The 12,276-nt window shown below is 71.1% G+C and carries 13 protein-coding genes; 4 read left to right on the top strand and 9 right to left on the bottom strand.

Translation table 11 applies throughout. The annotated features are described in order from the left end of the window. Positions 1 to 26: 26 nt before the first annotated feature. The gene (locus JS521_RS16715) at positions 27 to 410 is read right to left on the bottom strand and encodes a winged helix-turn-helix transcriptional regulator (protein ID WP_205083783.1); all 384 of its coding nucleotides are present in this window, start codon (positions 408 to 410) and stop codon (positions 27 to 29) included. A 142-nt stretch (positions 411 to 552) separates the two neighbouring features. Here JS521_RS16715 and JS521_RS16710 point away from each other — a divergent pair, with 142 nt between their 5' ends. Next, positions 553 to 963, top strand: coding sequence for a RidA family protein (locus JS521_RS16710; protein WP_205083782.1), 411 nt, complete (start codon positions 553 to 555; stop codon positions 961 to 963). A gap of 36 nt (positions 964 to 999) precedes the next feature. Here the strand turns inward: JS521_RS16710 and JS521_RS16705 are convergent, their stop codons facing one another. The 5 genes from JS521_RS16705 to JS521_RS16685 all read right to left on the bottom strand — a co-directional run bounded on the left by JS521_RS16705 (position 1,000) and on the right by JS521_RS16685 (position 5,969). Continuing rightward, positions 1,000 to 1,473, bottom strand: coding sequence for an ATP-binding protein (locus JS521_RS16705; protein ID WP_205083800.1), 474 nt, complete (start codon positions 1,471 to 1,473; stop codon positions 1,000 to 1,002). Positions 1,474 to 1,569: 96 nt separating this feature from the next. Then, entirely contained in the window at positions 1,570 to 2,013 is a 444-nt protein-coding gene (locus JS521_RS16700; protein ID WP_205083781.1) for a response regulator, read from the bottom strand. Beyond that, positions 2,010 to 3,641, bottom strand: a complete 1,632-nt coding sequence (locus JS521_RS16695) for a sensor histidine kinase (RefSeq protein WP_205083780.1) — start codon at positions 3,639 to 3,641, stop codon at positions 2,010 to 2,012. The genes JS521_RS16700 and JS521_RS16695 overlap by 4 nt, the downstream gene beginning before the upstream one ends. Beyond that, positions 3,631 to 4,866, bottom strand: coding sequence for a PP2C family protein-serine/threonine phosphatase (locus JS521_RS16690; RefSeq protein ID WP_205083799.1), 1,236 nt, complete (start codon positions 4,864 to 4,866; stop codon positions 3,631 to 3,633). The genes JS521_RS16695 and JS521_RS16690 overlap by 11 nt, the downstream gene beginning before the upstream one ends. Before the next feature lie 206 nt (positions 4,867 to 5,072). Beyond that, positions 5,073 to 5,969, bottom strand: a complete 897-nt coding sequence (locus JS521_RS16685) for an RNA polymerase sigma factor SigF (protein ID WP_205083779.1) — start codon at positions 5,967 to 5,969, stop codon at positions 5,073 to 5,075. A 229-nt stretch (positions 5,970 to 6,198) separates the two neighbouring features. On the opposite strand from JS521_RS16685, the gene JS521_RS16680 reads away from it, so the two are divergent. Further along, complete coding sequence (locus tag JS521_RS16680) at positions 6,199 to 7,683, top strand: SDR family NAD(P)-dependent oxidoreductase (protein ID WP_205083778.1); 1,485 nt, start codon at positions 6,199 to 6,201, stop codon at positions 7,681 to 7,683. A gap of 358 nt (positions 7,684 to 8,041) precedes the next feature. Further along, the gene (locus JS521_RS16675; protein WP_158991215.1) at positions 8,042 to 8,218 is read left to right on the top strand and encodes a hypothetical protein; all 177 of its coding nucleotides are present in this window, start codon (positions 8,042 to 8,044) and stop codon (positions 8,216 to 8,218) included. Between the two features lie 11 nt (positions 8,219 to 8,229). On the opposite strand, the gene JS521_RS16670 is transcribed toward JS521_RS16675, so the two are convergent. From JS521_RS16670 to JS521_RS16660, 3 genes are all read right to left on the bottom strand, one after another. After that, positions 8,230 to 9,687, bottom strand: coding sequence for a lipase maturation factor family protein (locus tag JS521_RS16670; protein WP_205083777.1), 1,458 nt, complete (start codon positions 9,685 to 9,687; stop codon positions 8,230 to 8,232). Between the two features lie 86 nt (positions 9,688 to 9,773). Further along, entirely contained in the window at positions 9,774 to 10,286 is a 513-nt protein-coding gene (locus JS521_RS16665; RefSeq protein WP_205083776.1) for a DUF1990 domain-containing protein, read from the bottom strand. After that, positions 10,283 to 11,200, bottom strand: coding sequence for a YndJ family protein (locus JS521_RS16660; protein WP_239487383.1), 918 nt, complete (start codon positions 11,198 to 11,200; stop codon positions 10,283 to 10,285). The genes JS521_RS16665 and JS521_RS16660 overlap by 4 nt, the downstream gene beginning before the upstream one ends. A gap of 169 nt (positions 11,201 to 11,369) precedes the next feature. Between JS521_RS16660 and JS521_RS16655 the strand changes: the two genes are divergently transcribed. Continuing rightward, positions 11,370 to 12,266: a DUF6777 domain-containing protein gene (locus tag JS521_RS16655; RefSeq protein ID WP_372448589.1), complete on the top strand. Its 897-nt coding sequence runs from the start codon at positions 11,370 to 11,372 to the stop codon at positions 12,264 to 12,266. Positions 12,267 to 12,276: the final 10 nt, after the last annotated feature.

Genomic DNA, 12,276 nt, shown 5'->3' with positions numbered 1-12,276 from the left:
GGGAGAGGCGGGCCGGGGAGCGTCGGTCAGGCAGTGTCGAAGGCGCGGCGGGAGGCCTCGATGTGACCGAGGTGCTCATGGGTCCAGTCGCACATCACGTGGACCGTACGGCGCAGGCCCTGCCCCGGTGCGGTGAGGGTGTACTCGACGCGCGGCGGCACGGTGGGGTGCACGCACCGGTCGACGAGTCCGTAGCGCTCCAGCATGCGCAGGTTCTGGGTGAGCATCTTGTGGCTGATGCCCTCGACCGCGCACCGCAGCTCGGTGAAGCGGAGGGTGCCGTCGCCCAGGGCCTCGATGATCAGCAGCGCCCACTTGTTGGCCACGTCGGAGAAGATCTCCCGCGCCAGCGAGTCCGCCCGCCGCAGATCCGCGTCTTCGGGCGAGCCGCTGAACTGCTTGGTCACCATCAGGTTCCCCCGTCACCGAAAAGTGCGTTCTTCCATGTCAGGCCACACTCTCTTACGGTTTCCGAGTAACCACAAGTGACCGGTGAACGACCGGTCCGGTGGAGAATGGGGGCACGGCCCCCGGAACGAGGAGGCGGGCGGTATGGCCATCACCCTGGTCAACCCGAACGGACTGCCGGAGATCGGCGCCTACAAGCAGGTGTCGGTCGCGACCGGAACGAAGCTGGTCTTCATCGCCGGACAGGTCGCCTGGGACGCGGAGGGCGCTACGGTCGGCGCGGGCGACCTCGCCGCACAGGCCGAGCAGTGTTACGTCAACATCGGCACGGCCCTCGCGGCGGTCGGCGGCACCTTCGACGATCTGGCGAAGCTGACCGTGTACGTCGTGGACTGGACGCCCGAGAAGCTGCCCCTGTTCCTGGAGGGCGTGGCCCGGGCCGCCGCGCGACTGGGCACCACCCCCGTACCGCCCGGCACGCTGGTGGGCGTCGCTGCCCTGGATGTTCCCGAGCACCTCGTCGAGGTCGAGGCGACCGCCGTGCTCGACGTCTGAGAGGATCGTCGGCCGTCGGAGGGGAGCCCGGCGGGCTCAGGTGCTGAGCTGGAACTCCGCCCGGATCCGCTTGCCCACCGGCACCCGCTCGGCCGTGAGCCGGTCGCACAGAGCCACGACGATCTCCATGCCGTGGCCGCCGAGGCGGGACGGGTCGGGGGCGTACAGCACGGGCATCGCGGTGCTGCTGTCGTACACCGTGACGCTGATGCGCTCCGCGTTGCCCTCCAGTTCCAGCATGTAGGGCCCGTGGCTGTAACGGTCGGCGTTGGTCACCAGCTCGCTGACGGCCAGCATCAGGTCGCTGCGCGTGTGCTCCCCGATCCGGGCGTGGCACTCCACCGTGAGCCTCGTCAGGAAGCGGTCGGCGAGCGCACGGGCCAGCGCGATGCATCCCGGCTCGCCGTCGAAGACCTCGGCGCTGAGCAGTACCTCGGCGGAGGGCGGTACCTCGACGGAAGCCGGGCCCAGAACCGGTTCTTCCGGTGGGGAGGTGACCTGTTCGTTCATGTGCTCCAGCCAGGGCGCCGCAGTGAGGTCGGAGACCTTTTCCGCCATGCGTCTACCCCTGGCGAACGATCCCACTCCAGGAGATCCGGACCGATCCTACGCACGACCGGGCAGCCGCACCACGGTCACGAAGAACTCGTCGATCTGGCGCACCGCCGCGATGAACTGATCGAGGTCCACCGGCTTCGTCACGTACGCGTTGGCGTGAAGTTTGTAGCTGCGCAGGATGTCCTCCTCGGCCGAGGACGTGGTGAGCACGACCACCGGGATGAGGGAGAGCTCGGGGTCGGCCTTGATCTGCTCCAGCACCTGCCGGCCGTCGTACTTGGGGAGGTTCAGGTCGAGCAGTACCAGGTCGGGGCGCGGGGCATCGGTGTACTCGCCGCGCCGGTAGAGGAAGTCCAGCGCCTCCTGCCCGTCGCGCACGACGTGCAGGGTGTTGCGGATCTTGTTGTCCTCGAAGGCCTCACGGGTCATCAGCTCGTCGCCGGGATCGTCCTCGACGAGCAGGACCTCGATGGGCTGGGCAGGGGTGTTCATGAAGCGTCTCCCGACTGGCTGGTGAGCTGGGCGTGAGCGAGCAGCTCCGCCGTGGTGTGGGTGGGCGCCTCGGGCGCGACCGGCAGGGTGAAGTGGATACGGGTGCCTTCGCCCGGTTCGGGCTCCAGCCAGATCCGGCCACCGTGGAACTCGATGATCTTCCGGCAGAGTGCCAGACCGATGCCCGTGCCGTCGTACTCGTCGCGGGCGTGCAGCCGCTGGAAGATGACGAACACCTTGTCCGCGAACTCGGGCTTGATCCCGATCCCGTTGTCCGACACGGTCAGGAGCCAGTTCTCGTCCTCGCGCACGCAGTCGACGGCGATCCGGGGCGGCCGGTCGGGGTGGCGGAACTTAACGGCGTTGCCGATGAGGTTCTGCCAGACCATGATGAGGGCGGTGGCATCCCCGACGAGCTCCGGCAGCTCCTCGGGTCGCTCGACGCTCGCCCCCGACTCCTCGACCGCCGCGGCCAGATTGCCCAGGGCGCGGTCGAACGCCTGGCCCAGATCGACGGGCTTCCAGCCCTCGTGGACCCGGCCCACCCGCGAGAAGGTCAGCAGGTCGTTGATGAGCACCTGCATGCGCTTGGCGCCGTCCACCGCGAACGCGATGTACTGCTTGCCCCGGTCGTCCAGCTCCGTCCCGTACCGCTTCTCCAGGAGCTGGCAGAACGAGGCGACCTTGCGCAGCGGTTCCTGGAGGTCGTGCGATGCGACGTACGCGAACTGCTCCAGCTCGGAGTTGGAGCGGCGCAGTTCCTGCGTCTGGTCCGCGAGCAGGTCTTCACGCTTCTGCGTCTCGGCCAGCTCGTCGGAGAGCCGTTGGCGCATGTTCTCCACCGCACCGGCCACGGCCTGAACGTCGGAAGGGCCCTGGATCTCGATCCGGCGGTCGAAGGTACCCGAGCGCACCGCTTCGGAGGCGGCGCGGAGCCGGTTCAGCGGCACGCCCACCACCCGGTGGAGCAGCACGCTCAGCGCCACGATGGTCAGCACGAGAACGCCGAGGAGAATGCCCACCACCCAGTCGCGGGTGGAGCGCGCGGCGTTCAGATCGGTTCGCGCCCGGTCGCGGGCATCGGCCAGATGCCCCTGCTGGGTAGTGTAAGCGCGTCGCAGGCCGTCGAACTCCGTCTTGCTGCTCTGGAGTTGCGCGGTGGTGCCGGAGCGGCTGGGACCGCTCTCCCGAACCGCCGCGATCAACGGCTCGGCCTTGTCCTGCCGCCACCGGCCCGCGGCGGTTTCGATGGCGTCCAGGTCCTTCGCGAGCCGCTCGTCGTCACCGACCAGCTCCCGAGCCTGAGCCAGTCGCTCCAGCTCTGCGCGCTTCCCGGCTTCGTACGGCTCCAGGAAGGACCGGTCTCCGGTCAGGGCGAACCCCCGGACCCCCGTCTCCTGGTCGAGCAGGGCGTTCTGCAGCTGGAAGGAGACCGATCGCGCCGGCTGGATACGGTCGACGAGCTCGTCGGTGCGTTCCGACATCCGGGACAGCACCAGGCCGCCGACCACCAGGCAGCCGCAGACGACCACGACGAAACCGCCGAGTATCAGATGGACCCAGGACTGCACGGGCAGTCGAGCGGCGAGGCTCGTTGCCGGTATCCCCTTGGTGCTGTCAGTGCTCATCGTCTTCCGATCCCCAGGCCAGGTGCAGTACGGCGACATCGTCCGCGAGCCCACCGTACGGCGCGGCTCCTTCGGCGGCTCCCGCCACCAGGGCGTCGACGAACGCGGAGGCCGGCAGATGTCCGTTCGCTCCTGCCATCGCCAGCAGCCCTTCCTCGCCGAGGCGGCTGTCCGGTCCGTCGCGCCCCTCGAAGAGCCCGTCGGTGAAGAGCACCAGGCCCGCGCCGGGTGACAGCGGGATGTCCACCGTCGGCCACCGGCCCGCCCCGGGCAGCAGCCCGAGCGCCATCCCGCCCTCGGGCTCCACCCACGTCACCTCGACGCCCTGACGCAGCAGCAGGCCGGGGTGACCCGCCCGCAGGACCTGGACGCTTCGCCGGTCGGGCGGGAACACCAGGGAAGTGACGGTGGCGAACACGTGCGTGTCCGAGCGCTCGGCGACCAGGATCTCCTCCAGCAGCGCTATCTGCTCGACGTGTGACGTACCGCACAGCACGGCGGTGCGCCAGGCCACCCGCAGACAGACACCGAGCGCGGCCTCGGCCGCACCGTGCCCGGAGACATCGCCGATCACCGCGTGCACGGTGCCGTCCGAGGTCTGGACGACGTCGTAGAAGTCACCGCTGAGGAGCCCGTGGACCCGCCCTGGCTCGTAACGGGCGCGGGCGCGGAACCGGTCGTCCCGCAGCAGGGGCACGGGCAGCAGCCCGCGCTCCAGCCGGGCGTTCTCCTGGGCCATGAGCTGGTTGGCGCGCAGCGCCGCGGCGGCTCGTTCCACTTCCTTGCGCTGGAGGGCGTAGCGGACCGCACGCGAGAGGATCTCGGGGCCCAGACGGCCTTTGACCAGGTAGTCCTGCGCTCCTCCGGCGACTGCGCGGAGCCCGGTGCCCGAGTCCTCCAGGCCGGTCAGGACGACGATCGCGGCCTCGCCGTCGGTCTCCAGGATCTGGCGCACGGCGTCCAGGCCGTGGACGTCCGGGAGGTGCAGATCGAGGAGCACGCACACCGGCGCGGTGGAGGAGCGCAGGAACGTGCGCGCCTCGCCCAGCGTCTTGCACCAGGTGAGGGCGGAGTCCAGCTCGCTGTCGGAGAGCATCTCCTCGACGAGCAGCGCGTCACCCGCGTCGTCCTCCACCAGGAGGATCGTCGCGTCGAGGTTCCACAGCAGGGGCTCGGGGTGGTGGGGGACGCCGACCTGTTGGGTGGGGATGCCAGGAGTGCCCACAGGAATCGGCGAGGTGCCCACGGGCGACTCGGTCAAGCCTTCACCCTCTCGTGCCACGGCACGGTGCGTCCGGCCTGATCGTCAGAAAGCATATGCGAGCCCCGGGCCCGGTTGGGGCGGGGCTGTGGAGCAGGCGGCACGAAGCCGCCCGCCCGGAAGGGCGGACGGCTTGGTTCCGGGAGGTACCCCGAACGGTTCGCGCAGGCTCAAGCCTCGACGCTCATGCCCTTGCGCAGCTGCTGGACGATCCGGCTGAGCAGCCGCGACACATGCATCTGGGACACGCCCAGCTCCGCGCCGATCTGCGACTGCGTCATCTCCGCACCGAACCGCATCTGCACGATCCGGCGCTCCCGGTCGTCGAGCTGCTCCAGCAGCGGGGCCAGGGTGTGCAGGTTCTCGACGGTCTCCATGCCCGGATCCGCCTCGCCGAGGACATCGGCGTACGCGCGCTGCTCCTGGCCGGAGTCGCTGTCCGCGGAGGGGGTGTCGAGCGAGCCGGCCGAGTAGCCGTTGGCGGCCACGAGCCCCTCGATGATCTCCTCCTCGGGGAGGTCGAGGTGGGCGGCCAGCTCCTTGACGGTGGGGTCGCGGTCGAGCTTGGCGGAGAGCAGCTCCTTCGCCTTGGCCAGGTCCACGCGCAGCTCCTGGAGCCGCCGCGGCACATGCACCGACCAGGTGGTGTCGCGGAAGAAGCGCTTGATCTCGCCGACGATGTAGGGCACGGCGAAGGTCGCGAACTCGACCTCGCGGGACAGGTCGAACCGGTCGATCGCCTTGATCAGGCCGATCGTGCCGACCTGGATGATGTCCTCGGTGTCGTCGCCGCCGCGGTTGCGGAACCGGGACGCGGCGAAACGCACCAGCGAGAGGTTCATCTCGATCAGGGTGTTTCGCGCGTACTGGTGCTCGTGGGTGCCCTCCTCCAGCGTCTGGAGGCGGTCGAAGAAGATCTTGGAAAGGGCTCGGGCGTCCTGCGGGGCCACCTTCCCGGCGTCCTCGATCCATGGCAGCTCCCCCGCGACGTCGGTTGCCTGCGTGCCGATCCGCCCGTCGCTCAACTGCGTCGTGCTTCCGGTGGCTCGCGCCGACATCGTCGTCATGGTGACGCCCTCCCTGTTGACCAATGCATGTGTGTCGGACCAGCGCCTGCCCCGCCTTCGCGAAGTCATGCACATCTTTTTCGAGATTTCTTCGATCGCCTTCCGAGCGCCCCTCCTGCGGCACCCGGTCGCTCGAACGGAGCAGTGACCCGCCCATGGCAAACTTGACCCGGGTGTCTCGGCCGTGGTGATCGGCGACCCGCGGCGAGAAGACGACAGAGGAACGGCAATGACGGTGACAGAGGACAGCCCGGAGCTCGCTCCCGGAATCGAGGAGTTCGGTCCCGGAATCGACCCGGAGCGGCTGGCCGTCTGCCTGAGCGTGCTCGACGAGCTCGACAAGATCGAGGTGGACCACCCGGACGCCATCCTCGTCCGCCGCGCCACCGCCGGGATCTACCGCACCGTGAAGCAGCGCCGCCGCCAGGAGCGCCGCGCCGCGAAGACCGCCCACGACCGGGCCGTCACCGAGGCCACGGCGACGGGCTCGGCCGAGCGCATCGACGACGAGACGCAGGGCGTCCTGCCCTCCTCCTCCGCCCGGGCCGAGATCGCCGGCATCCTCCAGCGGCCCCGGTCCTGCTACATCTGCAAGACGCGGTACGTCGAGGTCGATGCGTTCTACCACCAGCTCTGCCAGTCCTGCGCCAAGGAGAACCGCTCCCGCCGGGACGCCCGCACCGACCTGACCGGACGCCGGGCGCTGCTCACCGGCGGCCGGGCGAAGATCGGCATGTACATCGCGCTGCGGCTGCTGCGCGACGGCGCGCACACCACCATCACCACCCGCTTCCCCAACGACGCCATCCGCCGCTTCAAGGCGATGGAGGACAGCGACGAGTGGATCCACCGGCTGAAGATCGTCGGCATCGACCTCCGCGACCCGGCCCAGGTCGTCGCGCTGGCGGACTCGGTCGCCGCCGAGGGCCCGCTCGACATCCTCATCAACAACGCCGCCCAGACCGTACGCCGCTCCCCGGGGGCCTACAGCGAACTGGTCAACGCCGAGTCGGCGCCGCTGCCGGCCGGTGAGCTGCCCGCCGCCGAGGTCATCGGCACCTTCGGCAGCGGCACGGTCGACCGGGTCGCCGCCCTGCCCGGCGCCCGTAAGGAGGGCCTGAGCGCCCAGGAGGTCACCGGCCTCGCCCTGGTCACCGGCTCCGCCTCGCCGGCCCGGATCGCCGCGGGCACCGCGATCGACGCGGGCGGCCTCGTCCCGGACCTGCACGACAGCAACAGCTGGATCCAGACGGTCGAGGAGGTCGAGCCGATCGAGCTCCTGGAAGTCCAGCTCTGCAATTCCACCGCGCCGTTCATCCTGATCAGCCGGCTGCGTCCGGCGATGGCCGCCACCGCCGCGAAGCACGCGTACGTCGTCAACGTCTCGGCGATGGAGGGCGTCTTCAGCCGCGGCTACAAGGGCGCGGGCCACCCGCACACCAACATGGCCAAGGCCGCGCTCAACATGCTGACGCGCACGAGCGCCCAGGAGATGTTCGAGAAGGACGGCATCCTGATGACGGCCGTGGACACCGGCTGGATCACCGACGAACGCCCGCACCCGGACAAGATGCGCCTCGCCGAGGAGGGCTTCCACGCCCCCCTCGACCTGGTCGACGGGGCGGCCCGGGTCTACGACCCGATCGTGCGCGGTGAGGGCGGCGAGGCCCTGTACGGCTGCTTCCTCAAGGACTACGCCCCCGCGAACTGGTAACCCGAACGGCCGAGCCGGCCCGACGGTCTCCGCGCGGCACCCGAAAACCCGGCCCAGGATGGTTCCTGGGCCGGGTTTTCGCTGTACCCGGTGGCCGAAAGTGACCTACCGCACACGTTCTATCGAGCGCGGCGGCGCTCATTTGGTTAGGCTGAGGCGAACGGACGTCATCGAGGGGCCCACGAAGGTTCCTCGACCGTCCTGGGACACGGTCGGAAACCCGGCCGCTGTTCCGCCCCGAACCGGCGCCACCGCGACCGAATACCACCATCCCTGCCCCGCTCGGGGCGGTCGCGCTCCGGCATCGGTGCCGGAGCGTCGGCGACGCCCTGGGTGACGCGACACAGAGGAGTGCGCGGTGACGACACCGGAACTGACCGAGCGCGATATGCGCCCCGCCGAACGGACCCACGGGCGGCCCGGCCGCCCCGAGAAGCTGCGGAACATCGAGGTCTGGGCCCGGTCCGCCCCGATCCGGCTCGCCGGATACGAGGACGACCTGGCCGAGCCGCACATCCTGCCCGGCATCGACTGACCCCCGAGGAACTACCGGCGCGCCCCGCGGCCCGTCTCCCCGCCCTCCCGCTCAGGCGGCAGCGGCCGGGAGACGGGCCGCAGGAATTCCCGGACGTAGGTGCGGTGCCACCAGCAGCCGGTGGCCCGCAGCTCCCGGAGCCCGGTGAACCGGTAGCGGAAGACCCGGGCGCGCACCTGCCGGGGCGGCTCCCCGGGGAACGGGTTGTGGCCGAGCAGCCGGAGCGTGTCCCGGTCGCCCGCCAGCAGCCGCTCGGCGAACGGCCCGAACCAGGAGCGCGCGTACGCGGGGGAGAGCGCCGCGAACCACATCATCCAGTCGAGCCGCAGGTGGTACGGGGCGAACGCGCGCGGTAGCCGGCGCGGATCGCCCGGCTTGCCGCGGAAGCCGTACTCCCGCCACTCGGCCCCCTCATGCGCCACGGGCTCGGCGCTGCCCTCCACCACCACCTCCAGCCGCATCCGGCTGATGGAGCCGAACGCGCCATAGGTGTTGACCAGGTGCAGGGGATCGTAGGACCGGTTCATCGCCTGCCGCCGGGAGAGCAGATTGCGCACCGGGCGGTAGCTGAGCACCAGCACCAGGGCGGTCACGGCGATGACGACCACCTCGTACCAGAGGGGCGGTGCGGCCTGGGCCGGCGGCGGGCCGGCGAGCGGGGTCCAGTCGATCGCGGAGAGCGCGAGCGCGATGGTGAGCCAGTTCAGCCAGGCGAAGTTCCCCGACAGGACCAGCCAGAGCTGGGTGAGGACCATCAGCCCGGCGGCCACGCTCGCCACCGGCTGCGGGGTGAACAGCAGGAAGGGCACGAGGAGCTGGGTGACATGGTTGGCCGCCACCTCCACCCGGTGCACGGGCCGGGGCAGATGGTGGAAGAACCAGCTCAGCGGCCCCGGCATCGGCTGGGTCTCATGGTGGAAGTCCAGGCACGTCAGCTCACGCCAGCACGCGTCGCCCCGCATCTTGATCAGCCCCGCGCCGAACTCCACCCGGAACAGCAGCCACCGCAGCAGCCACAGCACCAGCACCGGAGCCGCCGTGTCCCCGCTGCCGAGGAAGACCGCCAGGAACCCCGTCTCCAGCAGCAGTGACTCCCAGCCGAATCCGTACCAGACCTGCCCCACCTGGACGATCGACAGATACAGCACCCACGGCAGCGCCCAGAGCAGCATCCCGCCCCACAGCGGCAGCAGACCGTCGAGCCCGGCGACCAGCGCCACCGACACGGCGCAGCCGCTCCAGGCGACGGCGGCGAAGAACCGGTCCGAGTAGTGCAGCCGGAAGAGCCCCGGAGCGGCCCGCCACGGGGTGCGCCGCAGCAGTTCGGGGACGGGCAGCATGCCGCGCTCGCCGATCAGCGCCCGGAACTGGAGCGCGGCGGAGAGGAAGGCGACCAGATAGACCACGGCCAGGGCCCGCTGGAAGATCAGCCGGCTCAGCCAGTAGCCGTCCGCGGTGAACCATTCCATCCCTGCCAGTATCGGCCCGGAGGCGGTCCGGGGCTCCCCGCCGGTCGTGGCCGGGCGGTCCCCGGGGCCTTTCCGGTCGCGGCGGGTCAGGCCCCGGCGACGATCCGGCCGAGCGTACGGCCGAGCCTGCGCGCGTACCAGAGCTGCACGGGCGGCACCAGCGGTCCGGCGAGCCGGGCGTACCAGGAGGCGGGGCGCGAGAACGCCAGCACCGTGAACCACACCGTGCCGTCGTCCGCGAGGTCGACCACGAAGCACTCCTCGCCGCGTTCCGGGTGCCCTGCCAGGGTGCCGTAGCCGAAGCCGGTGCGGTTGTCCTCCCCGTACGCCGTCCAGATCACCTCGCACGGGGCGGTGAAGCGGAGCGGGCCCAGGCCCAGGGAGACCCGGACGTCTCCGCCGGGCTCCGCGCGCCGGGCCGAAGCCTCCACCCGGGCGCCCGACGCACGGTGCATCCGCCACTCGGTGATCGCCGCGCCGGCGGCCGCGAAGTCCGCCTCGCCCCGGCCGACCCGGGTGCGGTGGTGAAGGTGGTGGTAGCCCCGGGGGAGCGGGCCGAGCCGGGTCGCGCCGACCTCCGGGTAGGTGAGGGTGCTCATGCGGTCCTGCTTTCGGTCTCGGAAAGTTCGGTCCCGGAAAGTTCGGTGTCCGAAAGTTCGGTGTCGGAAAGGACGCCGGTGCGGCCTTCGATGCGGAGGGGGTCGTCGGTGCGGATGCGCCGCCAGGCCAGCAGCGAGCAGAGCGCGAAGCCCAGCGCGTTGCCGAGGCCGTGCGTGGCGGCCATCCAGGTCAGGGTGGGGTGGGGGAGCCCGGTCGCCTCACCGAGCGCCCAGCTCAGCGCGAGCAGCATCGTCGCCACCAGGACGGCGGCGGAGGTGAGCAGCAGGAGCCGGGTCGTCCGGTCCCGGCCCTCGGTGCGTGCCATGCGCCAGGTGAGCAGGCCGACCGTCCACATGCCGGCCGTGAGGACGACGGCCCCGACCAGCTCGGCCCAGTCGCCGATGAAGTAGCCGGCCAGCACGAGCAGGGTGCCGATCGGCACGCTCAGCGCGGCGAAGCGGCCCGCCGGGCTGTCGGCGACCCGGCAGACCAGCCCGGCGATCAGGGCGGCGGCGAATCCGGCGAAGTGGAAGTGCGGCACGGTCAGCGCGAGGATCCCCAGGTCGAACCCGAACAGCTCGTGCCCCGAACGCTCGGCGACCAGCGCGGTCGCGGCGACGGCCGGGGTGACCAGTGCGGTGAGCAGGGCGATCCCGGCGGGGTCGAGGTCCTGGCCGCGGGCGGCCCGGCGTAGGGCGTGCAGGGCGAGCAGGACAGTGCCCACGGCGTAGACGCAGGCGAGCGCGGTGGCCGTGGCGCCGCGCGGCAGCCAGAGGGCGATGACCCCCGGCGCGGCGAAGAAGGGCCAGAGCTGACGGATCCGGTCCAGCTCCGGCCGATCGGTCAGCCGCAGGCCCGCCGGCACGATGACGAGCATGCCCAGCATCACGATGACGTTGACCAGTGCGGACATGACTTCCCCCCTTGCTTTGAACGTGTTCAAGTTCTGAGTGTGAGAGTAGAGGGTTTCTTGAACGCGTTCAATACGGGGGTGGTGGCTGCTCGTCCGCTTGCGGGTCCGTGCCCGGTGCGGCACAGATGGTGACACCCATCCGTTCCCCAGGGACAGGCAGGAGAGCTCCGTGCGCTCACAAGGACGTTTCCGGCGTACCGCGCTCGCCGCGCTGTCCGCCGGGGTGCTGTTCGCGGTGGCCGGCTGCGGCGACGGCGGCGACCGCACGGCGAAGGGCACCACGGGCACCGCGGAGGCCAAGGACGTCCTCCTCCAGCCGCTCGCGTCCCCCGGCCCCGGACCGTTCACCGCGTCCACGGCGCGGGCGGCGGCCTCCCCGTCCCCCACCGGCGCACCGGACGCCGAACCGACCTCCGCCACCCGGACGGTCCATCCGGTCTCCGGCGTCGTCCCCGGGCTCTACGGCGGCACCCGATCGGTCGCCGCCTGCGACGTCGAGAAGCAGACCACCCTCCTGACCGACGACGAGAAGAAGGCGAGCGCCTTCGCCGAGGCGGCCGGCATCGAGGCCGTACAGATCCCGGGCTACCTGAAGTCCCTCACCCCGGTCGTCCTGCGCGCCGACGCCCAGGTCACCAACCACGGCTACAGCGCCGGCTCGGCCACCGCCTTCCAGGCCGTGCTCCAGGCGGGCACCGCCGTGCTGGTCGACAGCCGGGGAATGCCCCGCGTCCGCTGCGCCTGCGGCAATCCGCTCGGCCCGCCCGTGGTCGCCGACGGGAAGGTCGCCCACCGCGGCGAGCGCTGGCCCGGCTACGACCCCGCGCGCATCGTGGCCGTCGAACCCGGCGTCAAGGCGGCCACCAGCCTGATCATCGTCAACGCCGACGACAACACCTGGATCGAGCGGGCCATGGGCGACAGCGGCGGCCGCGACCGCGCCCCGGACGACCCGCCCGGCGCCCCCCCCCCCGCCCCCCCCACCACCCACCCATGCCCCCCGGCTCGCTGTCCCCCCCCCACGACCCCGAACTGGCGGCGGAGGCACTGCACGCGGCCGTCCTGAGTGAGCGCTA

The organism is Streptomyces durocortorensis (assembly GCF_016901035.1).
Taxonomy (GTDB): Bacteria; Actinomycetota; Actinomycetes; order Streptomycetales; family Streptomycetaceae; genus Streptomyces; species Streptomyces durocortorensis.
This window is presented reverse-complemented; position numbering and strand designations above follow the sequence as displayed.

Excerpts from the sequence above, each read along its gene's own strand:
- JS521_RS16660 (WP_239487383.1), bottom strand. The coding sequence starts at position 11,200 with ATGTCCGCACTGGTCAACGTCATCGTGATGCTGGGCATGCTCGTCATC.
- JS521_RS16665 (WP_205083776.1), bottom strand. The coding sequence starts at position 10,286 with ATGAGCACCCTCACCTACCCGGAGGTCGGCGCGACCCGGCTCGGCCCG.
- JS521_RS16705 (WP_205083800.1), bottom strand. The coding sequence starts at position 1,473 with ATGAACGAACAGGTCACCTCCCCACCGGAAGAACCGGTTCTGGGCCCG.
- JS521_RS16685 (WP_205083779.1), bottom strand. The coding sequence starts at position 5,969 with ATGACGACGATGTCGGCGCGAGCCACCGGAAGCACGACGCAGTTGAGC.
- JS521_RS16670 (WP_205083777.1), bottom strand. The coding sequence starts at position 9,687 with ATGGAATGGTTCACCGCGGACGGCTACTGGCTGAGCCGGCTGATCTTC.
- JS521_RS16700 (WP_205083781.1), bottom strand. The coding sequence starts at position 2,013 with ATGAACACCCCTGCCCAGCCCATCGAGGTCCTGCTCGTCGAGGACGAT.
- JS521_RS16710 (WP_205083782.1), top strand. The coding sequence starts at position 553 with ATGGCCATCACCCTGGTCAACCCGAACGGACTGCCGGAGATCGGCGCC.
- JS521_RS16695 (WP_205083780.1), bottom strand. The coding sequence starts at position 3,641 with ATGAGCACTGACAGCACCAAGGGGATACCGGCAACGAGCCTCGCCGCT.
- JS521_RS16715 (WP_205083783.1), bottom strand. The coding sequence starts at position 410 with ATGGTGACCAAGCAGTTCAGCGGCTCGCCCGAAGACGCGGATCTGCGG.
- JS521_RS16680 (WP_205083778.1), top strand. The coding sequence starts at position 6,199 with ATGACGGTGACAGAGGACAGCCCGGAGCTCGCTCCCGGAATCGAGGAG.